At 58.9% G+C, this 25671-nt stretch carries 23 protein-coding genes; 8 read left to right on the forward strand and 15 right to left on the reverse strand.

Annotated features, from left to right (window positions below):
• Nucleotides 1–5: 5 nt before the first annotated feature.
• From pheA to mtnA, 4 genes are all read right to left on the reverse strand, one after another.
• Nucleotides 6–1100 carry a prephenate dehydratase gene (gene pheA, locus KGD89_RS18695; RefSeq protein ID WP_025261290.1) on the reverse strand — a complete coding sequence of 365 codons (1095 nt, stop codon included), beginning with the start codon at nucleotides 1098–1100 and terminating at the stop codon, nucleotides 6–8.
• Nucleotides 1100–2185: a 3-phosphoserine/phosphohydroxythreonine transaminase gene (gene serC / locus KGD89_RS18700; RefSeq protein WP_025261291.1), complete on the reverse strand. Its 1086-nt coding sequence runs from the start codon at nucleotides 2183–2185 to the stop codon at nucleotides 1100–1102. Before serC ends, pheA begins: the two co-directional genes overlap by 1 nt.
• A 135-nt stretch (nucleotides 2186–2320) precedes the next feature.
• Nucleotides 2321–5101, reverse strand: coding sequence for a DNA gyrase subunit A (gene gyrA, locus KGD89_RS18705; RefSeq protein WP_025261292.1), 2781 nt, complete (start codon nucleotides 5099–5101; stop codon nucleotides 2321–2323).
• 235 nt (nucleotides 5102–5336) lie between these two features.
• Nucleotides 5337–6413 (reverse strand): S-methyl-5-thioribose-1-phosphate isomerase, encoded by a 1077-nt coding sequence (mtnA, locus tag KGD89_RS18710; RefSeq protein WP_025261293.1) that lies wholly within the window; start codon nucleotides 6411–6413, stop codon nucleotides 5337–5339.
• 123 nt (nucleotides 6414–6536) lie between these two features.
• Between mtnA and KGD89_RS18715 the strand changes: the two genes are divergently transcribed.
• From KGD89_RS18715 to KGD89_RS18735, 5 genes are all read left to right on the forward strand, one after another.
• Entirely contained in the window at nucleotides 6537–7865 is a 1329-nt protein-coding gene (locus KGD89_RS18715) for a TRZ/ATZ family hydrolase (protein WP_025261294.1), read from the forward strand.
• A gap of 69 nt (nucleotides 7866–7934) precedes the next feature.
• Nucleotides 7935–8633, forward strand: coding sequence for a bifunctional 2-polyprenyl-6-hydroxyphenol methylase/3-demethylubiquinol 3-O-methyltransferase UbiG (gene ubiG / locus KGD89_RS18720; RefSeq protein ID WP_025261295.1), 699 nt, complete (start codon nucleotides 7935–7937; stop codon nucleotides 8631–8633).
• A 3-nt stretch (nucleotides 8634–8636) separates the two neighbouring features.
• On the forward strand, nucleotides 8637–9308 hold the full coding sequence (gene mupP, locus KGD89_RS18725; RefSeq protein WP_025261296.1) for an N-acetylmuramic acid 6-phosphate phosphatase MupP: 672 nt from the start codon (nucleotides 8637–8639) through the stop codon (nucleotides 9306–9308).
• 29 nt (nucleotides 9309–9337) lie between these two features.
• Complete coding sequence (locus KGD89_RS18730; RefSeq protein ID WP_025261297.1) at nucleotides 9338–10078, forward strand: YciK family oxidoreductase; 741 nt, start codon at nucleotides 9338–9340, stop codon at nucleotides 10076–10078.
• 215 nt (nucleotides 10079–10293) lie between these two features.
• On the forward strand, nucleotides 10294–11220 hold the full coding sequence (locus KGD89_RS18735; protein ID WP_025261298.1) for a GGDEF domain-containing protein: 927 nt from the start codon (nucleotides 10294–10296) through the stop codon (nucleotides 11218–11220).
• Between the two features lie 94 nt (nucleotides 11221–11314).
• Here KGD89_RS18735 and KGD89_RS18740 read toward each other — a convergent pair whose 3' ends face one another.
• The 7 genes from KGD89_RS18740 to KGD89_RS18770 form a co-directional block, all read right to left on the reverse strand.
• Nucleotides 11315–12100, reverse strand: coding sequence for a TenA family transcriptional regulator (locus tag KGD89_RS18740; RefSeq protein WP_025261299.1), 786 nt, complete (start codon nucleotides 12098–12100; stop codon nucleotides 11315–11317).
• Complete coding sequence (locus KGD89_RS18745) at nucleotides 12097–14595, reverse strand: EAL domain-containing protein (protein WP_025261300.1); 2499 nt, start codon at nucleotides 14593–14595, stop codon at nucleotides 12097–12099. Before KGD89_RS18745 ends, KGD89_RS18740 begins: the two co-directional genes overlap by 4 nt.
• 141 nt (nucleotides 14596–14736) lie before the next feature.
• Nucleotides 14737–16554: an ABC transporter ATP-binding protein gene (locus KGD89_RS18750; protein ID WP_025261301.1), complete on the reverse strand. Its 1818-nt coding sequence runs from the start codon at nucleotides 16552–16554 to the stop codon at nucleotides 14737–14739.
• On the reverse strand, nucleotides 16547–17179 hold the full coding sequence (locus KGD89_RS18755) for a DsbA family protein (RefSeq protein WP_025261302.1): 633 nt from the start codon (nucleotides 17177–17179) through the stop codon (nucleotides 16547–16549). Before KGD89_RS18755 ends, KGD89_RS18750 begins: the two co-directional genes overlap by 8 nt.
• 3 nt (nucleotides 17180–17182) lie before the next feature.
• A complete protein-coding gene (gene trhO, locus KGD89_RS18760) occupies nucleotides 17183–18121 on the reverse strand; it encodes an oxygen-dependent tRNA uridine(34) hydroxylase TrhO (RefSeq protein ID WP_038400556.1) in 939 nt (312 codons plus the stop codon).
• Nucleotides 18122–18282: 161 nt separating this feature from the next.
• Complete coding sequence (locus KGD89_RS18765; RefSeq protein WP_025261304.1) at nucleotides 18283–18576, reverse strand: BolA family protein; 294 nt, start codon at nucleotides 18574–18576, stop codon at nucleotides 18283–18285.
• A 15-nt stretch (nucleotides 18577–18591) separates the two neighbouring features.
• Nucleotides 18592–19119: a DUF2059 domain-containing protein gene (locus KGD89_RS18770; protein ID WP_025261305.1), complete on the reverse strand. Its 528-nt coding sequence runs from the start codon at nucleotides 19117–19119 to the stop codon at nucleotides 18592–18594.
• Between the two features lie 180 nt (nucleotides 19120–19299).
• Between KGD89_RS18770 and KGD89_RS18775 the strand changes: the two genes are divergently transcribed.
• Nucleotides 19300–20694 carry a class II fumarate hydratase gene (locus tag KGD89_RS18775; protein WP_025261306.1) on the forward strand — a complete coding sequence of 465 codons (1395 nt, stop codon included), beginning with the start codon at nucleotides 19300–19302 and terminating at the stop codon, nucleotides 20692–20694.
• Nucleotides 20687–21298: an NAD(P)H-dependent oxidoreductase gene (locus KGD89_RS18780; RefSeq protein WP_025261307.1), complete on the forward strand. Its 612-nt coding sequence runs from the start codon at nucleotides 20687–20689 to the stop codon at nucleotides 21296–21298. Before KGD89_RS18775 ends, KGD89_RS18780 begins: the two co-directional genes overlap by 8 nt.
• A 9-nt stretch (nucleotides 21299–21307) precedes the next feature.
• On the opposite strand, the gene KGD89_RS18785 is transcribed toward KGD89_RS18780, so the two are convergent.
• Both KGD89_RS18785 and KGD89_RS18790 read right to left on the reverse strand, forming a co-directional pair.
• A complete protein-coding gene (locus tag KGD89_RS18785) occupies nucleotides 21308–22264 on the reverse strand; it encodes a DMT family transporter (protein WP_025261308.1) in 957 nt (318 codons plus the stop codon).
• 97 nt (nucleotides 22265–22361) lie between these two features.
• Nucleotides 22362–22958, reverse strand: coding sequence for a tRNA-uridine aminocarboxypropyltransferase (locus KGD89_RS18790; protein ID WP_025261309.1), 597 nt, complete (start codon nucleotides 22956–22958; stop codon nucleotides 22362–22364).
• Nucleotides 22959–23138: 180 nt separating this feature from the next.
• On the opposite strand from KGD89_RS18790, the gene KGD89_RS18795 reads away from it, so the two are divergent.
• Nucleotides 23139–23396: a hypothetical protein gene (locus tag KGD89_RS18795; protein WP_038399979.1), complete on the forward strand. Its 258-nt coding sequence runs from the start codon at nucleotides 23139–23141 to the stop codon at nucleotides 23394–23396.
• 100 nt (nucleotides 23397–23496) lie between these two features.
• Here the strand turns inward: KGD89_RS18795 and KGD89_RS26170 are convergent, their stop codons facing one another.
• Nucleotides 23497–23619 (reverse strand): PA1414 family protein, encoded by a 123-nt coding sequence (locus KGD89_RS26170; protein ID WP_256327101.1) that lies wholly within the window; start codon nucleotides 23617–23619, stop codon nucleotides 23497–23499.
• 184 nt (nucleotides 23620–23803) lie between these two features.
• Nucleotides 23804–25168, reverse strand: a complete 1365-nt coding sequence (rmuC, locus tag KGD89_RS18800) for a DNA recombination protein RmuC (protein ID WP_162883716.1) — start codon at nucleotides 25166–25168, stop codon at nucleotides 23804–23806.
• Nucleotides 25169–25671: the final 503 nt, after the last annotated feature.

Here is a 25671-nt window from a genome sequence, read left to right on the forward strand (position 1 = left end):
TCCCTTCAAAGAACCGCTTTCGGGTAGGAACCCAGTACCTTCAAGGCAACGGCTTCATGACTGATCTTCTCCAGCACCGCCTTGACCAGCGGATCCTGGTGATGCCCTACGAAATCGATGAAGAACACGTAAGTCCACTTACCACTACGCGACGGACGGGTTTCGATGCGAGTCAGGTCCAGGCCATTCTCATGGAACGGCACCAGCAGCTCATGCAAGGCGCCCGGTTTGTTGCTCATCGACACAATGATCGAGGTCTTGTCGTCACCGGTCGGTGGCACTTCCTGACTGCCGATGATCAGGAACCGCGTGGAGTTGTCGGGACGATCTTCGATCTTCTCGGCCAGACGGGTCAGGCCATACAGGTCTGCAGCCATATCCCCGGCAATGGCTGCGGAGTTCCACTCGCTCTTGACCCGCTTGGCCGCTTCGGCGTTGCTGGCAACCGCCACGCGCTCGACATTCGGGTAATGAGCGTCCAGCCACTTGCGACACTGGGCCAGCGACTGGGCATGGGAATAGATGCGGCTGATGCTTTTGGTCTTGGTGCTTTCACCGACCAGCAAATGGTGGTGAATGCGCAGCTCGACTTCGCCACAGATGACCATGTCATGCTCGAGGAAGCTGTCGAGGGTATGGTTGACCGCACCTTCGGTGGAGTTCTCCACCGGCACGACGCCGAAATTCACGGCACCGGCAACCACTTCACGGAACACTTCATCGATAGCCGCCATGGGCAGGCTGATGACCGCATGCCCGAAGTGTTTCATGGCCGCAGCCTGGGTAAAGGTCCCTTCAGGCCCCAGATAAGCGACCTTCAGCGGCTGCTCCAGCGCCAGGCAGGAAGACATGATTTCGCGAAACAGACGCGCCATCTCTTCGTTGCTCAACGGACCGCGATTACGATCCATGACACGCTTGAGAACCTGAGCCTCACGCTCCGGGCGATAGAACACAGGCACTTCGCCTTCCGCCAGCGAGGACATTTTCACCCGCGCCACTTCCTGCGCGCAGCGTGCACGCTCGCTGATCAGTTCCAGAACCTTTTCGTCCAGGCTGTCGATGCGGACTCGCAGCGCCTTGAGTTCTTGCTCGGACATCAGCCGTGCTCCTTCTCGAAGTCTTTCATGTAGGTCACCAGCGCATTGACTGCATTGATGTCGACAGCATTGTAGATGGAAGCCCGCATGCCACCGACCGAGCGATGGCCCTTGAGGTTGAGCAGGCCATTGGCATCGGCACCCGCCAGAAACGGCTTGTCCAGACGGTCGTCGGCCAGACGGAACGGCACGTTCATCCAGGAGCGGTCAGGCTTGTTGATCGGGTTGCTGTACAACTCGCTGGCATCGATGAAGTCATACAGGGTGCGCTTCTTGACTTCATTGAGCTTGCCGATGGCTTCGACGCCACCCTGCTCCTTGAGCCACTCGAAAACCAGGCCGGACAGATACCAGGCCAGGGTCGGCGGCGTGTTGTACATCGAACCGTTGTCGGCGGCGACCTTGTAATCGAGCATGGTCGGGCAAAGCGCACGGGCACGACCCAACAGGTCTTCGCGAATGATCACGACGACGATGCCGCTCGGGCCGATATTCTTCTGGGCACCGGCATAGATCATGCCGAAGCGCGATACATCCACCGGCCGGGAAAGAATGTCGGAGGACATGTCGGCAACCAGCGGCACATCGCCCGTTTCCGGAATCCAGTCGAACTCCAGGCCACCGATGGTTTCGTTCGGCGCGTAGTGAACATAGGCAGCGTCCTTGGACAGCTTCCATTCGTTCTGACCAGGAATGGCGAAATAGTCGTATGGCTTGGCGCTGGCGGCGACATTGACCGTACCGTAGCGCGAGGCTTCTTCAATGGCCTTCTGCGACCAGATGCCGGTGTCGATGTAGTCGGCCTTGCCGTTTTCCGGCAGCAGGTTCAGGGCAATCTGGGCAAACTGCTGGCTGGCGCCGCCTTGCAGGAACAGCACCTTGTAGTTCGAGGGGATGGTCAGCAGGTCGCGAAGATCCTGCTCGGCCTTGGTGGCAATGGAGACGAACTCATCGCTGCGATGGCTCATTTCCATCACGGACAGGCCCTTGCCATGCCAGTCCAGAAGCTCCGCCTGGGCACGCAACAGAACCGCTTCGGGAAGCGCAGCGGGACCTGCGCAAAAGTTAAAGGCTCGCTTGCTCATATCCACTCTCGTCAAATGCGTTGGGTCTTACGCGCTGCTTTTCCGGTCTACTGACCGAATGTTGCAAGGGCCGACTCGCCTGCAATGCATACGCACTCACAGACGAGCCAGCCCTTGCCGGATTTACGTTACCGCTCAGCCTTGTGTTTCGTCATCGTCCGCTGCTGCATCGGCATCGACTTGCAGATCGTCGGCATCATCTGCCTCGACAACGACGCCATCCACGATTTCACCGTCAAGTTCGTCATCTTCGACTTCCGATGGCTCCTGGACACGCTCCAGACCCACCAGAGTTTCGTCGGTGGCCAGCTTGATCAGGGTGACACCCTGGGTGTTGCGATCCAGACGGGAGACTTCGTCGACCCGGGTGCGCACCAGCGTACCCTGATCGGAAATCAGCATGATTTCCTCGCCTTCCTGAACCTGCACAGCGCCGATCAACTTACCGTTACGCCCCTTGGTGACCATTGCGATAACGCCCTGACCACCACGACCGCGACGCGGGAACTTGCTCAACAGGGTACGCTTGCCGAAACCACGCTCGGAAGCGGTGAGAATCTGCGCGCCCGACTCGGGGATCAGCATGGAAATCAGTCGACCCTTGCCGATCTTCATCCCGCGCACACCGCGAGCGCCGCGGCCCATCTGACGAACATCGCTCTCGGCGAAACGGATGACCTTGCCGGCGTCGGAGAACAGCATGACTTCCTTGGCACCGTCGGTAATCGCAACAGCAATAAGGGTGTCGCCTTCCTTGAGCTTCAGGGCAATCAGGCCGCTGGAGCGAGGACGGGAGAACTGTGCCAGAGGCGTCTTCTTGACCGTACCGAAGGCTGTAGCCATGAAGATGTAGGCGCCGGTCGGCTCTGCAACCAGTTCCGGCGTATCGCCATCTTCTTCCTCGGCTTCCTCGGCCTCGACCACTTCACCTTCGATCACCGAGTCTTCGGCATCTTCCAGCTCGTCATCGGCCCCCGAACTCTGCTGCAGTGCCTCAAGATCGATCGGCAGCATGGCGGTGATGTATTCACCTTCGTCCAGCGGCAACAGGTTGACCAGCGGACGACCACGAGCGGCACGGGACGCTTCCGGAATCTCGTAGGTCTTGAGCCAGTAGACCTTGCCCTTGCTGGAGAACATCAGCAGCGTGGTGTGGCTGTTGGCGACCAGCAGGTGAGCAATGTAGTCCTCATCCTTGATGCCGGTAGCCGATTTGCCTTTACCGCCACGACGCTGAGCCTGATAGACCGCCAATGGCTGGGTCTTGGCATAGCCGCCGTGGGAAATGGTGACAACACGCTCTTCTTCGGTGATCAGGTCGCCCAGGGTCAGGTCAAGGCGCGCATCGAGAATCTCGGTGCGGCGCACGTCGCCATATTCGGAGCGAATCAGTTCCAGTTCTTCGCGGATCACTTCCATCAGGCGCGTGGCGCTGCCCAGGATGCGGATCAGCTCGCCGATCTGGCCGAGGATTTCCTGATACTCGGTGAGCAGTTTTTCATGCTCCAGACCGGTCAGACGATGCAGACGCAACTCAAGAATCGCCTGCGCCTGTTCCGGCGACAGGAAATACTTGCCATCACGCAGGCCGTACTGCGGATCGAGGTTCTCAGGACGGCAGGAATCGGCACCGGCACGCTCGACCATTTCAACCACAGCGCTGGATTCCCAGGGCGTGCTGATCAGTGCTTCCTTGGCTTCAGCCGAAGAAGGCGAAGCCTTGATGAGGGCGATGACCGGGTCGATGTTCGACAGCGCAACGGCCTGACCTTCGAGAATGTGCCCGCGCTCACGCGCCTTGCGCAGTTCAAAGACGGTACGGCGGGTAACCACTTCGCGGCGGTGACGCACGAATGCTTCCAGCAGATCCTTGAGGTTGAGGATTCGCGGACGACCGTCTATCAACGCAACGATGTTGATGCCGAATACGCTTTGCAGCTGGGTCTGGGCGTAGAGGTTGTTGAGGATGACCTCTGGAACCTCGCCACGACGCAGCTCGATGACCACGCGCATACCGTCCTTGTCGGACTCGTCGCGCAGCTCGGTGATACCTTCGAGTTTCTTCTCTTTTACCAGCTCGGCGATCTTCTCGATCAGGCGAGCCTTGTTCAACTGGTACGGCAGCTCGGTGATGACGATCTGCTGACGACCGCCCACCTTGTCGATGTCTTCGACGATGGAACGGGCACGCATATAAATGCGGCCACGGCCGGTGCGATAGGCTTCGATGATGCCGGCACGGCCGTTGATGATCCCCGCCGTCGGGAAGTCCGGGCCGGGAATGTATTGCATCAACTCATCGACAGTCACTTCGGGATTGTCGATCAGGGCCAGACAGCCGTCGATGACTTCACCGAGGTTGTGCGGCGGAATGTTGGTCGCCATGCCCACGGCAATACCGCTGGAACCGTTGACCAGCAGATTGGGAATACGGGTGGGCATGACCGCCGGGATAAGCTCGGTGCCGTCATAGTTGGGCACCCAGTCCACGGTTTCCTTGTGCAGGTCGGCCAGCAGCTCGTGAGCCAGCTTGGTCATGCGCACTTCGGTGTATCGCATGGCCGCGGCATTGTCGCCGTCGACCGAACCGAAGTTGCCCTGACCGTCTACCAGCAGGTAGCGCAGCGAGAAGGGCTGCGCCATACGAACGATGGTGTCGTAGACAGCGGTATCGCCATGCGGGTGGTACTTACCGATTACGTCACCAACCACACGAGCGGATTTCTTGTACGGCTTGTTCCAGTCGTTACCCAGCTCGCTCATTGCGTACAGCACACGCCGGTGCACGGGCTTCAAGCCATCGCGCGCATCCGGCAGTGCACGCCCGACGATTACGCTCATTGCGTAGTCGAGGTAGGACTGCTTCAGCTCGTCTTCGATATTGACCGGGAGGATTTCTTTGGCCAGTTCGCCCATGAGAAGCCTGATTCCTTTTTCTGGTGAAACCTCGTACATCCATACGGGATAGACGAAGCTCGCCGCTGCCGGCATTTGCCAGGCAACGACTTACGACAAATCAACGAGTTATGCCATGGATCTGCGCAGTAAGGGCGACTACTGATAGCGCCGTTGGAAACCGCCGGATATTACCACAATCGCTGTCACGCTCCTATCCTTTGAAAGCGCTGAAAACAGGCCACCCGCAAAACCATCAATGAAGGTGCTTGCGACTCATGAGCAGAGCCATCTTGGCGGTATCCGGCCGTTCGACGATGCCCTTTTCGGTCACGATGGCGTCGATCAGGTCCGCAGGCGTCACATCGAATACCGGATTGAAAGCCTCGACATCAGCGCCCACCCGATGACCGCCCACTTCCAGCAGCTCGCGACCGTCACGCTCTTCAATGACGATGTCTTCACCGCTGGCCGTGTCCATGTCGATCGTGGAACTGGGCGCCACCACCATGAAGCGCACACCATGGTGCATGGCCGCGACTGCCAGTTGATACGTGCCAATCTTGTTGGCCACGTCGCCATTGGCGGTAATGCGGTCGGCACCGACAATGACCCAGGTGATGCCTTTGGTGCGCATCAGGTGCGCAGCGGCAGAATCAGCATTGAGAGTGACCGGAATACCCTCGTTGGCCAGTTCCCAGGCCGTCAGGCGCGAGCCTTGCAACCATGGCCGGGTTTCATCGGCGTAGACGTGTTCGATCATGCCTTCCAGATGCGCAGCCCGGATCACGCCCAGCGCAGTGCCAAAGCCGCCCGTGGCCAGGGCGCCGGTATTGCAATGGGTCAGGACCGCCTGAAGATTGCCCTGATGCTTGCGAATCAGATCCGCACCCAGTTGCGCCATGGTCAGGTTGGCTTCACGGTCGCTCAGGTGAATCGCAACGGCTTCGGCCTCCAGAACAGTCAGAGGGTTATCCCCTTCCTTGAGCCGTTGCAGGCGGTCGCGCATCCGGTTCAGCGCCCAGAACAGATTGACCGCCGTAGGACGCGAGTCCGCGAGCAGCGAGAAATCCGCCTCCAGCGCCGTCAGCCAGTCGCCACCCGCCGCGAAACGGGCGCGAGCCCCCAGCACAACGCCATAAGCTGCCGCGATACCGATGGCAGGCGCACCGCGCACCACCATCGTGCGAATGGCCTCGGCCACTGCCGCAGCGCTGCTGTAAGCGTGCCAGGTTTCCTCGAACGGAAGCACACGCTGATCCAGGAGATACAGAGTGTCATCTCGCCAATCGATGGCCTTTACCTTCTCTGCAGCCAATAGCCGATCGCGCATTACCACCCACTCCATCTCGAAAACCCACAGCCCGGAATCAAAAGGGGACGATTATAGCGAGCCGACCGCGAAGGTGCTCGGGTATACTTCGCCATTACTGCAATAAGCCCTGGAAGCCTTGTCATGCCGAACGCCACCGCACCGCTCGACCTTCTGCTCCTGCCCACCTGGCTGGTGCCGGTCGAGCCCGCAGGCGTCGTACTCAAGGAGCACGGGCTGGGCATCCGTGACGGCTGCATCGCCTACATTGGCCCGAGGGCCGAAGCCTTGAAGCAGAATGCCCTGCAAATACAGGAACTGCCTGGCATGCTGCTCACTCCAGGGCTGATCAATGCCCACGGCCATGCGGCAATGACCCTTTTCCGCGGCCTGGCCGACGATCTGCCGCTGATGACCTGGCTGCAGGACCATATCTGGCCGGCCGAGGGCAAATGGGTCACCGAAGACTTCGTTCGTGATGGCACGGATGTGGCCATTGCCGAGCAGATCAAGGGCGGCATCACCTGTTTCTCGGACATGTACTTCTATCCCAAGGTCGCTGCCGATCGCGTCCATAACAGCGGGATCCGCGCCCAGATCACCGTGCCGGTGCTGGACTTCCCGATTCCTGGCGCCAGAACCACCGATGAATCCCTGCATATCGGCGTCGAGCTGTTCAACGACCTGATTCATCACCCGCGCATCAAGGTTGCCTTCGGCCCTCATGCGCCCTACACCGTCAGCGACGAAAACCTGGAAAAGGTCCGGGTCATTGCCGACGAACTCGACGCCATGATCCAGATGCATGTGCATGAAACCGCCTTCGAAGTGGAGCAGGCCCTCGAACAACGCCAGGAGCGGCCATTGGCGCGCCTGAACCGTCTCGGCCTGCTGGGCCCGCGTTTCCAGGCCGTACACATGACACAAATCAGCGACGACGACCTGGCATTACTGGTAGAAAGCAACTCCAGCGTGCTGCATTGCCCGGAATCCAACCTGAAACTGGCCAGTGGCTTCTGCCCGGTGGAGCGTCTGTGGCAAGCCGGTGTCAACGTAGCCGTGGGCACCGATGGCGCGGCCAGCAACAATGACCTGGACCTGCTGGGCGAAACCCGCACCGCCGCCCTGCTGGCCAAGGCTGTCGCAGGCTCGGCTACGGCGCTGGACGCCCACCGTGCCTTGCGCATGGCAACCCTGAACGGCGCACGCGCCCTGGGTATCCAGGCAGAAACCGGCTCACTGGAAATCGGCAAGGCGGCGGACATGGTCGCGTTCGATCTTTCCAGGCTGGAGCAGCAACCGATCTATGATCCAGTGTCACAGCTTATATATGCCACCGGTCGCGATTGCGTGAGCCATGTCTGGGTGGCAGGCAAGCAATTGCTCGACAACCGCCGCCTGACCCGCATGGATGAGCAGGCGCTGCGCGAAACCGCCATTGCCTGGGGCAAGCGCATCAGCGGCGCAAATTGAATACATGAAGGCCTGGCTTGTTGATCGCCGGGCTGCCGAAACGAATTTCAAGTTCAAGAGGTAACTCCCATGAGCAACGTCGACCGCGCAGAAATCGCCAAATTCGAGGCACTGGCACATCGCTGGTGGGATCGTGAAAGCGAGTTCAAGCCGCTGCACGATATCAATCCGCTTCGGGTCAACTGGATCGACGAACGGGTCAATCTGGCCGGCAAGAAAGTCCTGGATGTCGGTTGTGGCGGCGGCATTCTCAGCGAGGCCATGGCCTTGCGCGGCGCCACCGTGACCGGTATCGACATGGGCGAAGCGCCGTTGGCCGTGGCCCAGTTGCATCAGCTCGAATCCGGCGTGAGCGTCGAATACCGGCAGATCACCGCCGAAGACCTGGCTGAAGAAATGCCCGAGCAGTTCGATGTGGTGACTTGCCTGGAAATGCTCGAACACGTGCCGGATCCTTCCTCCGTGATCCGCGCCTGCTATCGCATGGTCAAGCCCGGTGGTCAGGTGTTCTTCTCCACCATCAACCGCAACCCCAAGGCCTACCTGTTCGCGATTGTCGGTGCCGAATACATCATGGGCCTGCTGCCACGCGGCACCCATGATTTCAAGAAATTCATCCGTCCGTCGGAACTGGGTGCCTGGAGCCGTGATGCAGGCCTGCAGGTCAAGGACATCATCGGCCTGACCTACAACCCGCTGACCAAGCACTACAAGCTGGCTTCGGACGTGGACGTCAACTACATGATCCAGACACTTCGGGAGGCATGAGGCATGCGCTTGAGAGCGGTTCTATTCGACATGGACGGCACATTGCTCGATACCGCACCGGACTTCATCGCCATTTCCCAGGCAATGCTGGCCGATCGCGGTTTGCCAGCAGTGGCGGACAAGCTGATTCGCGATGAAATCTCGGGCGGCGCCAAAGCCATGGTCGCAGCGACCTTTGCCATGTCCCCGCAGGACCCGGCCTTCGAGGCCCTGCGCCTGGAGTTCCTGGAGCGCTACCAGCGCGATTGCGCGGTGCACAGCAAACTCTTCGACGGCATGGCCCAATTGCTGGCCGATATCGAAAAGTCCGGCCTGATCTGGGGCGTCGTCACCAACAAGCCGGTGCGCTTCGCCCAGCCGATCATGGAACAGCTCGGGCTGGCCGAGCGCTCGGCACTGCTGATCTGCCCCGATCATGTCACCCACAGCAAACCTCACCCCGAGCCGCTGATCCTGGCCTGCAGCCAGCTTGATCTTGACCCGGCCAGCGTGCTGTTCGTGGGCGACGACCTGCGTGATATCGAGTCAGGTCGCGATGCTGGCACCAAGACAGCCGCCGTGCGTTACGGCTATATCCACCCCAACGACAACCCCGATCACTGGGGCGCCGATGTGGTCGTGGATCACCCGCTGGACCTGCGCAAGGTGCTGGACAACGCGCTGTGCAGTTGCTGAGCCTTACTGAATAGCTACAGAGGTTTCCCATGTTCGATTACTCCGCCCGCCCCGAACTGCTCAAGGACCGGGTGATTCTGGTCACTGGCGCAGGACGCGGCATCGGTGCTGCGGCAGCAAAGACCTATGCAGCCCATGGCGCCACGGTGCTGCTGCTGGGCAAGACCGAAGCCAACCTGACTCAGGTGTATGACGAGATCGAAGCGGCTGGTCATCCTCAGCCTGTGGTCATCCCGTTCAACCTGGAAACCGCCCTGCCCCATCAATACGATGAACTGGCAGCGATGATCGAAACCGAATTCGGCCATCTCGACGGCCTGCTGCACAACGCCTCGATCATCGGCCCGCGCACGCCCGTGGAGCAGTTATCCGGCGAGAACTTCATGCGGGTCATGCACATCAACGTCAATGCGACGTTCATGCTGACCAGCACGCTGCTGCCACTGCTCAAGCTGTCCGCCGATGCATCGGTGGTATTCACCTCAAGCAGTGTCGGCCGCAAGGGGCGCGCCTACTGGGGCGCCTATGGCGTGTCGAAGTTCGCTACCGAAGGACTGATGCAGACCCTGGCCGACGAACTGGACACTGTGGCGCCGGTGCGTTCCAACAGCATCAACCCCGGCGCAACCCGTACCAGCATGCGAGCCCAGGCCTACCCTGCGGAAAACCCTCTGGACAACCCGACGCCCGAGGAAATCATGCCGGTCTATCTGTACCTGATGGGCCCCGACAGCACCGGCATCAACGGCCAGGCTTTCAACGCGCAATAAAGCCGGCTGCACAAAAGCCTGTCCTGGCGGAAATCCGTCACGGCAGGCTTATTTCATGAATATGCCGAGTCAAGGAAACGTCGAACTGTCTTGCCCGGTCTCTTGATCGTCTTTATTAGTCGTTTAAATTCAAATAGTTAGATCAAAAAACCGTACATGGCACGACTTTCGCTCTGCCTCTCACAAGCCAGCAACGATATGAGAGGAGTAAAGCCATGAGTTCTCCGACCGGTCCCAAGACAATTGATTTCGATACTGCAAGATTGCAAAGGCTCGACTCTCGCACTCGACCGGCGGCCCCTCTTCCTCCTGCTGATCTGCCCACCCTCATTCAGCAACTGAGCCAGCAGTTACAGAGCAGTCTGGAAGCCGAAAAGATTCTTGGCATGTTCTTCCGTGGCATTCAACGCCTCATGCCATTGTCCGCGCTGATCTATGAACACTCCCGTAGCGACCTGAGCCTGCAACTGGGTGAAAGCGCGGAGCACCGTGCCCATTACACCTTGCGCCACATGAACGAATGCCTGGGGAATCTGGAATTCCAGCGCGACACGGCATTCAGCGAGCAGGAACTGGGCGAGCTTGAGTCACTGATCATCTGCCTGCTCTACCCCATGAAAAATGCGCTGCTGTATCGCATCGCCATGCAAAGCGCACTGCGCGACCCGCTGACCAATACCGGCAACCGGATCGCGATGGACCAGAACCTGATGCTGGAAATCGAAGTGTCGCACCGCCAGAAACAGCCGCTTTCAGTGCTGATGCTGGATATCGATTACTTCAAGAACGTCAACGACAACTTCGGCCACAAGACCGGCGATGAGGTGCTGCGCACCATTGCCCATACGCTCAAGACTCAGTTGCGCAGCGTCGACCGGATGTTCAGGTATGGCGGGGAAGAGTTTGTGGTCGTGCTTGCCAACACTGATCGCGAGTGTGCAGCCATGATCGGTGAACGCCTGCGCCAGGCAGTGCTGGAACTGAAGTTCCACGAAAGCAATACCGTGCTCAACACCACCATCAGCCTGGGCTGTTCGACGCTGCTGCCGGCAGAATCGGCCGACAGCCTGCTACGCCGCGCCGACAAGGCCTTGTATGTCGCCAAACGCGAGGGCCGCAACCGCCTGAACATGGCGGGTTAAGTGAGAGCTTCTTCGCGACTAAAGTCGCTCCCACACACAGCCCGCAGGAGCGAATTCATTCGCGAAAGACCGGACCAATGAATCCGCTGTTTTATCAGGCCCCGACCGCTGCTACACGCTCGCGCGAAGGCTTGACCTTGTCCAGCTGCATACAGCTTTCAAGGAACAGGTACATGTAGTCATAGCTCTTGGTGGTCGCCTGACGCAATTCGGTCTGTAGCTGCACGCTGGGGTTGTTGCCCGCCAGGGTGCAAATGATCTCCAGCGCTTCCCATGGGTGCGCATCGTCATACTGAGCGTGCATCTTCAGCCATTTCATGGCGCGCTTGCGGGTTTCGCTGGGGAAACCTTCGGCGTAGACATCACTGGAACAGACAACTGCCGCCCACTCACCTGTCGCACCCTCGATGGCATAGTTGGTGGCGGCCATGGCCACGGCCAGGGAATCCGAAGAGCTGGTCTGCCAGCACCAGTGGCTCAAGGCATGCAGCTCCGGCGCCACGCGCTGGGCGTGCAGGTCATCGACACTCACCCCATGGCCGGCACACCAGTTCACCCAATAATCTGCATGATTGAGTTCGACGCGGATATTACGCATCAGCCAGCGACGCGCCATATCCTCCCCAGGATGGCGGCCGAAACGGGTCTTGGTCAGGTTCTTGGCCATGTAGACGGCAAACTGCTCAACCACCGGCCAGCCGCCAATCAAGTAATGGCGCATGACCTGCGGGCTCAGGCGCCCATCACGCATTTTCTGATACAGCTCGTGTTCGACCACACGAGCCTTGGCGGCACTGCAATCCTTGATCAACTGTTGCGCCCATGCCGGATAACTGCTGGCTTCCATGAGCGGACCGGTTCTATTGAAAGTGTCGATCACTGTGCGGCTCCCTTTTTTGTTGGTTGTACCGAGTTGGCTTGATACCCATGAGCCTCGGCCATCACGGAGGCCGGGCGTGCAGGCTGGGTGTACAGGCTTTCACACGTCAATAACTCTGGACGAGCTATCAAGTACCCCTGTGCAAAATCCACACCTATTTCCTGCAGAGCAGACTCAATCTGCGGGGTTTCAACAAACTCGGCAATGGTTTTCTTGCCCATGACGTGACCAATATGATTGATGACATCGACCATGGCACGATTGATCGGATTGTCGAGCATATCCTTTACAAAGCTACCATCGATCTTCAGAAAATCGACGGGAAGATGTTTCAGGTAAGCAAAGGAGGACATCCCGGAGCAGAAGTCATCAAGGGAGAAGAGACAACCCAGTGCCTTGAGTTCATTCATGAAGCGGATGGCGCTGCCCAGGTCGGCAATCGCACTGGTTTCGGTCACCTCGAAACAGATCATGCTCGGGGAAACACCATACGTCCTGAACTGCAGCTTCAGGTAATCCAGAAAGGCCTCATCACCAATACTGGAGCCGGACAGATTGATGGCACAGATCGCCTGGGGCATCTGGTGCCGTGGATCGTTCATGCATTGCGCAATGACCTGAAAGACATTCTGCACAACCCAGCGATCAAGGGTTGTCATCAAGCCATAACGCTCTGCTGCCGGTATGAAGCTGTCCGGTGAAACCATTCGCCCCGATTCGTCGCGCAGGCGCAAAAGGATCTCGACATGCCTCACCCCGTCATCAGGCTGGTGAAGCGGTGCAATTTCCTGGGTGTACAGGCAGAAACGGTTCTCGCCCAAGGCCATGTGCAGGCGCTGGATCCAGGCCATTTCACCGGAGCGCGTGGAGAGTTGCGAATCGTCCGGATGGTAGACCTGAACACGGTTGCGGCCTTTTTCCTTGGCCATGTAGCACGCCATGTCTGCTGCTCGAAGCGACGCCTCCAGCGTGGTCGGCGCATCGCCTATATGCACCAGACCAATACTGATCGTCGTCACAAAGGGTCGGCCTTTCCAGACGAAATGCATGCTCTGCACCATCTTGCGCAGGCTCTCGGCGATTTCCAGGGCCGTCTGTGGCGCACAATTGCACAGCAGAATACCGAACTCATCGCCCCCTAAGCGGGCAAGGGTGTCACCTTCACGAATCCCCTGAGGCAACATCCGGCACAGATGCCGGAGCAGTTCGTCGCCCGCTGAGTGACCGTTGGTGTCATTGATCAGCTTGAACTGATCCAGATCCAGAAACATCAGGCAGTGACTTTCATTCGAGGATTCGGAATCTGCGAGCAACTGCTCCAGGCGATACTCGAACTCGCTCCGGTTGACCAACCCGGTCAGTGCATCATGGGCGGCCTGCCAGGAAAGGTTGGCCAGATGCTGGCTTTCCTGGGTCATGTCGTGCAGCACCAGCACAGCGCCACTGACAACCCCGTCGCTGTAGATCGGCGACCCGACCAGATTGACCATCACCGTGCTGCCATCCAGACGCTGGATCAGCTTGCAGTGCACGCTGCCACCCTTGAACTTGCCGCTGAGGATATGCTCCATCAGCGTCAGGCTGTCCTTGTGGTCGTTTTCGTCCAGCAGATTGAACAGCGCAGCCAGCGGCAGCCCGATCGCCTGGCTGTTACGCCAGTGAGTCAGCCCTTCTGCAGCTGCGTTCATGTAAACGATCGCACCGCTGACGTCCGTGGTGATAACTCCGTCGCCGATGGACTCCAGCGTGATCTGCGCCCGGTCCTTCTCCAGTTGCAGCGCATGGGCAAAGACGTGGCGCTGTTCGAGCAGCTTGCGCGAACGTAACAGTGCCAGAAGGATCAGCACCAGGGCTGTGACCGGATTGATGATCAGCAGCAGCCATAGAATGAATCTCGACCCCTCTCCCAGCGCATCGCTGAAAGCCTTGGCAACGGGGGTTACCGCCTCATTGATTGCATTGATCCGGGCGTGCCATTGCAAGGATTCATCCGGGCTCACCGCACCTTCGGCGACCCGGTTGCGGATCGTGCGGGCCAGCTCATCGAGCCGGGCAAGATAGTCATCGCCGATGTTCCACCAGTAGATGGCCTTTTCCATGTAACTGAAGTCATGGAAGTTGCGATACAGCCAGATGATGCCGCCGACATCATCGGGGTGGTTACCGCCTTGAAGAATGGCTTTCTGCGCATCAGCCAACGAGGGATCGGGCTGATTCAGTACCTGACGCAGGGCATGGCCGCCCTGGGGAATGGCAATTGCCTGCTGGTACCTGGCAAAGTCGCGCTCATCATGACTGTCGACATAAAGCCCCAGGTAATGAATGGCGTCCTTCTGGCCCTTTGACCAGAGGCTTTCGCCCACGACATAGCTGCGTACGGCAGACAAGGTGTAAAGGCTCACGCATCCGAGCAGCGCCTGAAAAAGCGCGACGGCAACAAAAGGCCACACAATGCCCAAAAGACGAGGCTTTGAGAGAGACCGCGGCTGCTTCATGGGTTCACTTCACCACATGACTGATTGAACGTCCTGATCAGAGACTAGGCTAAATCCAACAAGAGAGACGAGTGATTTTCTCGGTTTTTATACAAGGTGCAACATTGCGCACAAAGCTGGCGTGATCAGTCGGCCCTGCAATCAGACCTGCTGCAGATATCCATACAGCTTGGCGTAGAGCCCGCCCTCGGCGATCAGTTGCTGGTGATCCCCTTCCTCGGCAATACGCCCGCCGTCGAATACCAGGACCCGGTCGGCCTGTTTTACCGCAGACAGGCGATGAGCGATGATCAGGGTTGTGCGGCTGCGCAGAAAGAGTGCCAGCGCCTGATGCAGATTGTATTCGGTGGCCGCATCCAGCGCTGAAGTCGCCTCGTCCAGAATGACGACTTTGGGGTCTGACAGCACCATGCGCGCAATGGCCAGGCGCTGACGCTGCCCGCCGGACAAACGCACCCCGGAACGCCCAACAATGCTGTCCAGGCCCTCGGGCAGCAGACGGATGGTCGACTCAAGCTGAGCAACTTCCAGCGCCGCCCAGCAGGCTTCGTCCGTGCAATCGCGACCCATGGTCAGGTTGGCGCGTATGGAATCGTTGAACAGTGCCGGGTGTTGCAGCACCACCGCCACATGTTCCCGCACCCGCTCCAGACCGATCTCCTGCAGGGTGGAACCACCAAAACGAATGGTGCCGGTCTGCGCGCTGTACAACCCCAGCAGCAGTTGCACCAGGGTACTTTTACCCCCACCGCTGGCACCGACAATCGCGACCTTTTCACCGGGCGCAATCGACAGGTTCAACTGATCCAGCACCAAGTCTTCACCATAGCCGAAACTCAGACCACGCACCTCGATGCCAACGGTTGCCCGCCCCTTGAAAGGCTCGACAACACCGGGGTATTGCGGCTCGTCTTCACGGGCAAGCAATTCATTGATACGGGTCAGCGCCCCGCCCGCCGCGTAATAGGCGTATTGCAGGTTCAGCAATTGCTCCACCGGCGCGATCATGAACCACAGGTAACTGAATACCGCGAGCATCTGGCCAATGGAAAGATCCGAGAACAGCACCGTAAGCATCGCCGCAGCCCGGAAAATATCGATGCCGAACTGAAACAGCAGGCCACTGGCCCGGCCAGAGGCATCGCTTTTCCACTGGGAGTTCACGGCGTAATCGCGCACTTCCCGGGCACGCTGGCCCAGGCGCCCCAGGAAAAAGCCCTGCCGATTGCCTGCCCGCACTTCCTGAATGGCATCCAGGGTTTCGCTCAAGGCCTGGGTAAAGCGCGAAGTACTGTCGTTCTCGAGCTTTTTAAGGTGTTTGACTCGCTTGCCCAACCGCACGGTGGCAAAGATCACCAGCGGATTGAACAGCATGATCAGCAGCGCCAGCTTCCAGTGCATCCACATCAGGATGCCAGCGGTACCTGCCAGGGTCAGGGTCGCCACCAGAAAACGGCTGAGGGTTTCGCCGACGAACTTGTCCAGCGTGTCCAGATCAGTGACCAGATGCGTGGTCACCATGCCGCTGCCCAGGCTTTCATACTCGCGCAGGGAAATACGCTGGAGGCGCTCGATCAGGCGCAGGCGGATACGGTAGACAATGTCCTTGGCCAGACGCGCGAACAACCGCGCCTGCAGGACATTGAACAGCAAGGCGCCCAGCCGCAGGACCAGGGTCAACACCAGCATCAGACCGATGTAGCCCACCGCCTTCTGCAGGCTGTCGGGCAAGGCATGGTCCATGATTTTCAGCGCAGCATCACCACGCCCCAGCAGTACTTCGTCCACCAGTAATGGCAGGAGCAATGGAATCGGCACGCTGCACAGCGTCGCCAGCACGGCCACGCCGTTGGCGATCCAGAGGGCTTTCTTGTGACGTAATGCCAGCCGCCGGATCTCGGCCCAGCTCAATCTGTCGCCGGGAGACTCCGGCTGCCGGAAAGAAGGCTCTTCATGCACTGGCTGCACGCTCCAGCCATCGCCCGAGCAGTGGCGCCAGTTCACTCAGGGGCTGATAACCATTGGTCAGCAACGCGAACTGCCCGTTGTGCTCGGCGAGCAGGGTCGGAAAACCGGCAATGCCAAGCCCCTGCACCCAGGCAAAGTCGGACGTCGTGGCCGCTCGCTGCTCAACGCTGTCAAAAGCGTCCGCGAACGGCTGACGGGCCAGCCCCGCCTGCTCGGCCAGTTCGACCAGCAGCGGTGCATGAGTGACATCGCGCCCTTGCGTGTAAAACGCCTGCTGAATCAGTTTGACCAGCGCCCACGCCCCTTGGGGATCAAGATGGCGGGCAGCGGTCACGGCCCTGCAGGCGGGTGTGGTGTCGTAGACGAAACCCTCCGGCAAGGCACCTTCCAGACGAAATGGCTGCCCGGTGGCTTTCTCTACCGCATCCCAGTGTTCAAGGATATAGCGCCGCGTGGAAGCGTCCAGCGCCGTGGTGCCGGAGCGCAAACCACCCATGACCAGATGCAGCGGCACGCCGCCCGCCTGTGCCTGTCCTACCAATGCCTCGGCCACCGGAGCGAAACCCCAGCACCACGAACACATCGGGTCCATTACATAGATCAGGCGGGAGGACATGGCTCAGGCCTCGGATTGCGAACGGTAGTTGTGACCAATCGGGTGTGGCTGATTACGGGCTTTTGCCAGCTCGATCTGCTTCTGCCGGTCAATGGCGCTGCGGCGAGTCTTTTCGCTCAGGCTGTCCCAGCAGTGCGGGCAACTGACACCCGGCGAATAATGCTCGCTGGCGCGGTCTTCGGCACTGATCGGTGTGCGGCAGGCATGACATTGATCGTAGTCGCCTTCGCTCAGGTCGTGACGCACCGTGACACGGTTATCGAACACGAAGCAGTCGCCACTCCACTTGCTCTCTTCCTGAGGGACTTCTTCCAGGTATTTGAGAATCCCGCCCTTGAGGTGATAGACCTCCTCGAAACCCTCGCCCAGCATATAGCTCGACGCCTTTTCGCAACGAATGCCGCCGGTGCAGAACATGGCGACCTTCTTGTGGACGGCCGGATCGAAGTGCTCCTTGATGTATGCCGGAAACTCGCGGAAGGACGTGGTCTTGGGGTCGATAGCGCCTTCAAAGGTGCCAATGGACACTTCGTAGTCGTTACGGGTATCGATCAGCAGCACTTCAGGATCGGTAATCAGGGCGTTCCAGTCCTTGGGCTCGACATAAGTGCCGACGCTCTTGTTGGGGTCCACACCTTCGACGCCCAGAGTCACGATCTCTTTCTTGAGCTTGACCTTGGTGCGATAGAACGGCTGCTCGTCGCAGAACGATTCCTTGTGATCGATATCGACCATGCGCGGATCGTTTTTCAACCAGGCCAGCAGGCCATCGATGCCTTCACGGCTACCGGAAACCGTACCGTTGATGCCTTCCTCAGCGATCAGCAGAGTGCCCTTGACGCCATTGGCGATCATGGCCTGCAACAGAGGCTCACGCAGGGCAACGTAATCGCTGAGGGTCACGAATTTGTATAGCGCAGCTACGACGATCGGCTGAGTCATCGGCTCTTGTGTCATGTATCTCTCCAGGTGGTGACCCTCGTAAAGGGCCTACCGGGCAAAAAAATCAGAACGAAAAACGCACCGGCCTTGCGGCGCGGTGCGGATTCTAGCAAAACAGGCGTTATCAGGATATTGCTTCGGGGCGGCCCCCGAAGCTCAGGTCAGTGACCGCCGGCGCAGGTCGGCGAAGCGGGAGCCGCGCCGATCCTTGTCCATTCCTCAGGCGTGTAGGTGTGCAACGCCAGGGCGTGGAACTCGCCCATCAGGCTACCCAACGTGGCGTAGACCTTCTGATGCCGCTTGACCGAGTTCAGGCCCGCAAACTGGTCGCTGACCAGAATGGCCTTGTAATGCGTCTGCTGTCCACGGCTGTGCATATGGCTCTCATCGAGCACTTGCAGGTGCTGCGGCTCAAGCAGCGCAAGTGCCGACTCGATTTTTTGTTGCATGCTCATGACCAGGCTCGCCTGTCAGGGTTTCTTGGGCGCAGCCGGGGCTGCGGCTTTGGCAGGCTCCAGCTCGGCGGTCATGTCGGCGAGCAGCTTGTTGACCACCGGCACGGCGCTTTCCAGCTTACTCTGGGTCAGTTGAGCCGATTGCTGAGCCAGCTCAGGCATTTTGGACATGACTTTCTTGCCCAGTGGCGACTGGTAGAACACGACCAGATCCTTCAACTCGCTCTCGGTGAAGTTGGCGGTGTAGAGCTTGACCATGTCCGGCTTGAGCTTGTTCCAGCCGATTGCCTGATCGACAGCGGTGTTGGCCTTGGCCTGATAGGTTTCCAGCAAGGCCTTTTTCGATGCAGGGGCCTTGGTTTCAGCAAAACGCTGAGCAAACATCTGCTGGACCTGCGCGTATACCGGAGCACCCAGCTTGTCAGCGTTGGCAAGCTTGAGGAAGGTTTCGGCACTGGCGTTGTGGCTGGCGGTGTCGGCGAGAACCTGACCGCTGGCGCAAACCAGGGCTACCGCAGTACAGATGGCACGAAGACGGGTCATCGAATTTCCTTAATCTGACAAACGAGGCATGACCTCAAGGCCGACCATTCTGCGCTTATGTTCGCTTTTGGCTCAACCCCCGCTTAACTCAGTGGTTGAAAACCCGCTAACACAGACCGTATGGGAACCCTGAAGAATTAAAGGCACCTAACCCTTACGCACCTTAAAGGAGTAAGACCAGTGAGCCGTACAGAAACTGACAGCATTGGCCCGATAGAAGTCCCTGAAGACGCTTACTGGGGTGCACAGACCCAAAGGTCGCTGATCAACTTTGCGATTGGTGACCAGTCCATGCCGCTTGCCGTGCTGCATGCCCTGACCCTGATCAAGAAAGCCGCCGCCCGGGTCAATGATCGCAATGGCGACCTGCCCGCCGATATCGCCCGGCTCATCGAGCAGGCCGCCAACGAAGTGCTCGACGGTCAGCATGACGCCCAGTTTCCGCTGGTGGTCTGGCAGACCGGCAGCGGCACGCAAAGCAACATGAACGTCAACGAGGTGATTGCCGGACGCGCCAACGAACTGGCTGGCCAGGGCCGTGGCGGCAAGAGCCCGGTGCATCCCAACGATCACGTCAACCGCTCACAGAGTTCCAATGACTGCTTCCCGACTGCCATGCACATCGCAGCGGCACAAGCGGTCAAGGAGCACCTGCTGCCCGCCATCGCCGAGCTGTCCAATGGCCTTGCCGAGCAGTCGGCACGGCACATCAAACTGGTGAAAACCGGCCGCACCCACATGATGGATGCCACACCGATCACCTTCGGCCAGGAGCTTTCGGGCTTCGTGGCGCAACTGGATTACGCCCAGAAAGCCATTCGCGCCACCTTGCCTGCGGTCTTTGAACTGGCTCAGGGCGGCACCGCCGTGGGCACCGGGCTGAATGCTCCCAAAGGATTCGCCGAGGCCGTGGCTGCGGAACTGGCGGCCCTGTCAGGACTGCCGTTCGTCACGGCGCCCAACAAGTTCGCCGCGCTGGCGGGCCATGAACCGCTCACTGCCTTGTCCGGGGCGCTCAAGACACTGGCCGTGGCCTTGATGAAAATCGCCAACGACCTGCGCCTGCTGGGCTCCGGCCCACGCGCCGGGCTTGCAGAAGTCCGGCTGCCAGCCAACGAACCGGGAAGCTCGATCATGCCCGGCAAGGTCAACCCGACCCAATGCGAGGCGCTGTCGATGCTGGCCTGTCAGGTCATGGGCAACGACGTGACCATCGGTTTCGCCGCCAGCCAGGGGCATCTGCAACTGAACGTGTACAAACCGGTCATCATTCATAACCTGCTCCAGTCGATCCGGCTGCTGGCCGACGGATGCCGCAACTTCAACGAGCATTGCATCGCCGGCCTGGAACCCGATGCCGCAAAAATGGCCGAACACCTGGAGCGAGGCCTGATGCTGGTCACCGCTCTCAATCCCCATATCGGTTACGACAAATCGGCGCAGATCGCCAAGAAAGCCTACAGCGAAGGGCTGACCTTGCGGGAAGCCGCCCTTGCCCTGGGCTATCTCACCGACGAGCAGTTCGACGCTTGGGTCCGACCGGAAAAAATGCTGGAGGCGGGTAGCAATGGCTGACCCAAAGAGTGGTGCAACACCTCTGGAAGGCAGTGGGAAACGTATCCTGATGATTTACGGCACACCGAAGACCGTCAGTTTCTGCCACGCCCTGGGTGATGCCTACTCGCAGGGAGCACGCAGCAAAGGTCATGTAGTGAGGATGCTCAAGCTCAGCGAGCTGGACTTCGATCCGATCCTGCATAACGGCTACGAGCAGAGTCAGAATCTGGAACACGACCTGCTCGAAGCCCAGCGCCAGATCCACTGGGCCGAGCATCTTGTATTCGTCTACCCGGTTTCCTGGGGTGGTCTGCCAGCCTTGCTGAGTGGTTTCTTCGACCGGGTGTTCATGCCCGGTTTCGCCTTCAGGACCCACGGCCGCAGACACCCGTCCAACGAGCTGCTCAAGGGCAAGACCGCGGAGCTGCTGTCAACCATGGACACCCCGCCCCGCTACTTCCGCTGGATCTACGGCGCACCGGCACATCGTCAGATGATTCGTACGATCCTGGCCTTCTGCGGAATCAGAACGAAACGCCTGACCGAATTCGCCCCGATCCGCACTTCCACCGAAGAACAGCGCCAGCAATGGCTTCGGCAGGCAGAACAACTGGGTAAATAGCCGCTGGCGCTATACCGCCAGCCGCTGCTTCCTGGCCTTCCAGCCAGCAATCATCGACGGCCCCAACGCAGTCAGGGCCGAGCCCAGCACCACCAGCACTGCACCGCCATAACCCAGCGCATTGATTTCTTCGGCCTGCACGTAGTCGGGCCACAACCATGCGGCAACAGCCACCGCTGCCAGCGTCACCAGCGGCGTGAGGGCCAGGGTTGCGCTGACACGCGAAGCTTCCCAGTGCGCCAAAGCCTCGGCAAATGCGCCATAGGCCACCAGCGTGTTCAGGCAACACGCCAGCAATAACCAACCCTGCAACGGGCTCAACTGCAAAGCCTCCATCGGATGCGCCCAGGGCGTGATCAGCAGCGCGCAGAACAGGTAGATCACCATCATGACCTGCAACGAGTTCCACACTGTCAGCAATTGCTTCTGGCTCAGGCCATAGAGACTCCAGACCACAGCAGCCAGAAAGGCAATCAGCACGCCGACGGTGTAATCACTCAACGAGGTAAACAACTCCTGAAGACGCTCATTGAAGAACAAGCCAAAACCGACCAACAGAACAAGCAGACCAATGCCCTGCCCAAGACTGAATCGTTCCTTGAACATACAGATGCTGCCGAACAACAGAAGAATGGGGCCGACTTGAATAATCAATTGCGCAGTCCCCGGGCTCAGCAGTCGCAGCCCCACCAGATACAGCACATAGTTGCCCACCAGGCCAAACACTGCCAGCGCCACCAGAATCTTGCCTTTGCCCCCAAGCACCTTGAAGCTCGGCAAGCGCTTGACCGATGCCAGCCATATAAAGAGCAGGACGCCGGATACCAGCAGACGGAACCAGGTCACCGTCACCGGATCCATCACTTGCAGCACTTGTTTGAGCTTGACGGGCAGGATGCCCCAGAGAAAAGCGGTCAACAGGGCAAGACAAAGGCCATACACCCAGCGGCCAGAAGAAATGTGCATCGGTCATCCCGGATCAGACAAAGCAGAGTTGTCAGTCTAGGCACAGATTGGCGCTGCTCACAGATACAGCTGGAGACGCATAACGCCCCCAATTGTTTTAGTGTTCGCGGTGATTGCGCTGATAAGTCTCATGGCCCATGGCCTTGATCTGCCCTTCGATCAAGGCATCGAAAGGCCGCAGCAGCTCGGCGAACGAATGCCCGGGCTCAAGGATTTGCAAGGCGTGAGTAATCGCCTCAAGCGTCGACAAGGCATCTGGCCCCGGTGCCTTGCGCAGGCGATAACGTGAAATCGGAGCAGAGCCCAATGTCACTCTGGGCAACCCGACCAATAACGGGTTGAGGTGCAGCAGTTTTCTCGCCTTGCGCCAGGTGCCATCCGGAACCACCAGCAGCATCGGCTGATCCTGATCGGCATAGGCCTTCAACGCTTGCGCATCTTCGCCCGGAAACAACAGGCGCGCCTGATAACCGGGCTGATTCAGCAGCGCTTCCAGATCCTCGAACACCTCACCCACCACAAGTTGCGCATTGACCAGCCCAAGGGCAGCCAGACGTGCAGTATTCAAGGCGTGACTGACTTCACTGGGATGTTGCAGCACCAACACGCGGGTGCGGCTATCCAGTTGTGGAATCAAGGCGCAGAGACAGTGGTTGTCAGGCCGCAGGCAGCGCTCGCAGCGAGCACGGGACATGGTTTTCTCTTCAATTGCAGACAAGGCGCGCAGTCTAGCCGATCACCCGACCGGCCTGAACCCGCTATCGGGCACCCGTCGCCCTGCACAGGCCGTCAGCAAACTTCAGCTAGCCTGAAACCGAGGGCTGGTTTATCCGAAGTTCCCGTAATCCTGACATGATTAAAATCCGGGGCTTCCATGAATCGCGAGGACATCAACCAAAGGGTGCTCGACATTCTGGGAGTCATTCTGGTGGACAAATCCGCACTGCGCGACGATGTGCCCTTCGAGGATCTCGTGCTGGATGAGCAGGACATCAACGAGCTTTTCGGGCGTCTGGAAGAAGAGTTCGACTTCGCGTTCCCGGCCTCCATAAGAGAACGCGCCATCCATAAACCCGAGCATCTGTCGCTGCCCGTGGTGGTGGATCTGATCGTACTGATGCGCCAGGTATAGCGGCAGGAAAAAGACAATTGAAAACAGATAACGGGACACGGCCTTGCGTCCCGCTCGGATGGAGCGCCAATACAGGTGACCGGCAGCGGTCAACCAAGGCTTATCGACGTGGGCGGCGACGCTCGTCCTCGGCGCGCACAGGTATAGGTTGCAGTTTGGGCCGTTCAATCAAACCCAGCGCAACACCCAGATCATGGAGCCAGTCTTGCAATTTGCTATTCATAACGCCCCCTTGAGGGAAAACCGGGCAACAGGCAATGCACCGATTGCTAATACTGATCATAGAAGCAAGTTTTAATTTAGCAGAGCATCTCGGAAAACATTTTTCCCGATGGAATCAATGTGACACCTCTGCGCGTTTCCTTCTAGTCTTTACGACAGACGGCTTTGCACTGTCGCAACCTCGACTATTCCGGCAAACGCAGCACGCCATCTTCGTCCGTCATGGCCCGCTCAAGCAAATCAGGCGGCAGGTTTTTGCTGGCCCGCGCGCCCAGCAACTTGAGCTGTTCGCTGCGGCTGACCAGATTACCGCGACCATCCGTTAATTTGTTACGGGCAGCGGAATAAGCTTTATCAAGTTGTTGCAAGCGATTGCCGACCTCATCCAGATCCTGAATGAACAACACGAACTTGTCGTACAGCCACCCTGCCCGCTCCGCGATTTCCCGGGCGTTCTGGCTCTGGCGCTCCTGCTTCCACAGGCTGTCGATGACCCGCAAGGTGGCAAGCAGCGTCGTCGGGCTGACAATCACGATATTACGGTCGAACGCTTCCTGAAACAGATTGGGCTCAGCCTGCAAAGCCGCCGAAAACGCCGCTTCTATAGGTACGAACAGCAAAACGAAATCCAGGCTGTGCAGCCCTTCAAGACGCTTGTAATCCTTGCCGGACAAGCCTTTTACGTGATTGCGCAAGGACAGCACATGCTGCTTCAAGGCCGCCTGACCGATCACCTCGTCGGCCGCCGACACATATTGCTGGTAGGCCGTCAGACTGACCTTGGCGTCCACTACAACCTGCTTGTCCCCTGGCAGCATGATCAGAACATCAGGCTGGAAGCGTTCGCCGTCCGGCCCCTTGAGACTGACCTGGGTCTGGTATTCGCGGCCTTTCTCAAGCCCGGCATGCTCCAGCACCCGCTCCAGAATCAGCTCACCCCAGTTGCCCTGGGTTTTCTGGCCCTTGAGTGCGCGAGTCAGGTTGGTCGCTTCATCGCTCAGGCGCAGGTTCAATTGCTGCAGGCGCTCCAGCTCCTTGCCCAGGGAAAACCGTTCGCGGGCTTCGTTCTGGTAGCTCTCCTCCACGCGCTTCTCGAATGACTGGATGCGCTCCTTCAGAGGATTGAGCAGTTGCCCCAACTGTTGCTGACTGGTTTCAGCGAAACGCTGCTCACGCTCATCGAAAATCTTGCCTGCCAGTTCAGCAAACTGGGCGCGCAACTCATCACGCGAACCCTGGAGATCGTTCAAGCGTTGCTGATGGCTTTCCTGTTGTTCACGCAACTCGGCATTCAAGGCTGCGCACTGGGCATCCAGACGGCGCAGCTCGTTTTCCTTGCTGGCCCGCTCAAGGTTCCAGCCATGGGCGGCATCACGGCCGTTATCGCATTCCAGACGCAGCAGCTCGACTTCGCGGCGCACCGCAGCCAGATCGGCCTGACGGGCAGCGTTGGCCTGGCTCAGGTCGCTGATCTCGTCGCGGCTGGCGTCCAGTTGGGCGTTGAGGCCATCCTGAGCCATCTGCGCCATGCTCAAGCGCTCATCGAGCAATGCCGTGTCGGCCTGCTGACGCGCCAGACGCCGCTGCAACTGCCAGACCCACGCCAGCAAAGGCAGCGCCGCCACACCAAGCCCCAGCAACAGGCTGTTCAGGTCCAAAGCCATAACGACTCCCTACATGCCGGATCATTGCCTGCGGCATTGTGAACAAAAGAAGATTCAGAAACGTCTGCGCGACAGAGGCAGCGACTCAAGGCAGGCATGATAGGCATTGCGGGGAAAATCGGGGGACATAACTCTACTCTCTTTTAGTGCAAGGTAAACCCTGCATATAACCGCCTGATGTGACGGGACAATCCACAGAAGCTGTGGATAACTCAGTGGACAACCCCCCTTTAACCTCCGCAAACCCATACAGAACGGGGGTTGCGCTCAAACTGACGATTTTTTCACCAGTAAAAAAAAGCGATGTTTTTCATTGACTTAATAATTCACCACAGTAAATCAAACTCTTAGGGCCATATGTGACAGTGATGTGGCAGCTTGTGCCGCTA

The sequence above is a fragment of the Pseudomonas cichorii genome (genome assembly GCF_018343775.1).
Classification (GTDB): domain Bacteria; phylum Pseudomonadota; class Gammaproteobacteria; order Pseudomonadales; family Pseudomonadaceae; genus Aquipseudomonas; species Aquipseudomonas cichorii.

Excerpts from the sequence above, each read along its gene's own strand:
- KGD89_RS18715 (WP_025261294.1), top strand. The coding sequence starts at position 6,537 with ATGCCGAACGCCACCGCACCGCTCGACCTTCTGCTCCTGCCCACCTGG.
- gyrA (WP_025261292.1), bottom strand. The coding sequence starts at position 5,101 with ATGGGCGAACTGGCCAAAGAAATCCTCCCGGTCAATATCGAAGACGAG.
- KGD89_RS18735 (WP_025261298.1), top strand. The coding sequence starts at position 10,294 with ATGAGTTCTCCGACCGGTCCCAAGACAATTGATTTCGATACTGCAAGA.
- mupP (WP_025261296.1), top strand. The coding sequence starts at position 8,637 with ATGCGCTTGAGAGCGGTTCTATTCGACATGGACGGCACATTGCTCGAT.
- KGD89_RS18780 (WP_025261307.1), top strand. The coding sequence starts at position 20,687 with ATGGCTGACCCAAAGAGTGGTGCAACACCTCTGGAAGGCAGTGGGAAA.
- mtnA (WP_025261293.1), bottom strand. The coding sequence starts at position 6,413 with ATGCGCGATCGGCTATTGGCTGCAGAGAAGGTAAAGGCCATCGATTGG.
- KGD89_RS18785 (WP_025261308.1), bottom strand. The coding sequence starts at position 22,264 with ATGCACATTTCTTCTGGCCGCTGGGTGTATGGCCTTTGTCTTGCCCTG.
- KGD89_RS18730 (WP_025261297.1), top strand. The coding sequence starts at position 9,338 with ATGTTCGATTACTCCGCCCGCCCCGAACTGCTCAAGGACCGGGTGATT.
- KGD89_RS26170 (WP_256327101.1), bottom strand. The coding sequence starts at position 23,619 with ATGAATAGCAAATTGCAAGACTGGCTCCATGATCTGGGTGTTGCGCTG.
- pheA (WP_025261290.1), bottom strand. The coding sequence starts at position 1,100 with ATGTCCGAGCAAGAACTCAAGGCGCTGCGAGTCCGCATCGACAGCCTG.
- KGD89_RS18795 (WP_038399979.1), top strand. The coding sequence starts at position 23,139 with ATGAATCGCGAGGACATCAACCAAAGGGTGCTCGACATTCTGGGAGTC.
- trhO (WP_038400556.1), bottom strand. The coding sequence starts at position 18,121 with ATGACTCAGCCGATCGTCGTAGCTGCGCTATACAAATTCGTGACCCTC.
- KGD89_RS18770 (WP_025261305.1), bottom strand. The coding sequence starts at position 19,119 with ATGACCCGTCTTCGTGCCATCTGTACTGCGGTAGCCCTGGTTTGCGCC.
- KGD89_RS18755 (WP_025261302.1), bottom strand. The coding sequence starts at position 17,179 with ATGTCCTCCCGCCTGATCTATGTAATGGACCCGATGTGTTCGTGGTGC.
- KGD89_RS18745 (WP_025261300.1), bottom strand. The coding sequence starts at position 14,595 with ATGAAGCAGCCGCGGTCTCTCTCAAAGCCTCGTCTTTTGGGCATTGTG.
- ubiG (WP_025261295.1), top strand. The coding sequence starts at position 7,935 with ATGAGCAACGTCGACCGCGCAGAAATCGCCAAATTCGAGGCACTGGCA.
- serC (WP_025261291.1), bottom strand. The coding sequence starts at position 2,185 with ATGAGCAAGCGAGCCTTTAACTTTTGCGCAGGTCCCGCTGCGCTTCCC.
- KGD89_RS18790 (WP_025261309.1), bottom strand. The coding sequence starts at position 22,958 with ATGTCCCGTGCTCGCTGCGAGCGCTGCCTGCGGCCTGACAACCACTGT.
- KGD89_RS18765 (WP_025261304.1), bottom strand. The coding sequence starts at position 18,576 with ATGAGCATGCAACAAAAAATCGAGTCGGCACTTGCGCTGCTTGAGCCG.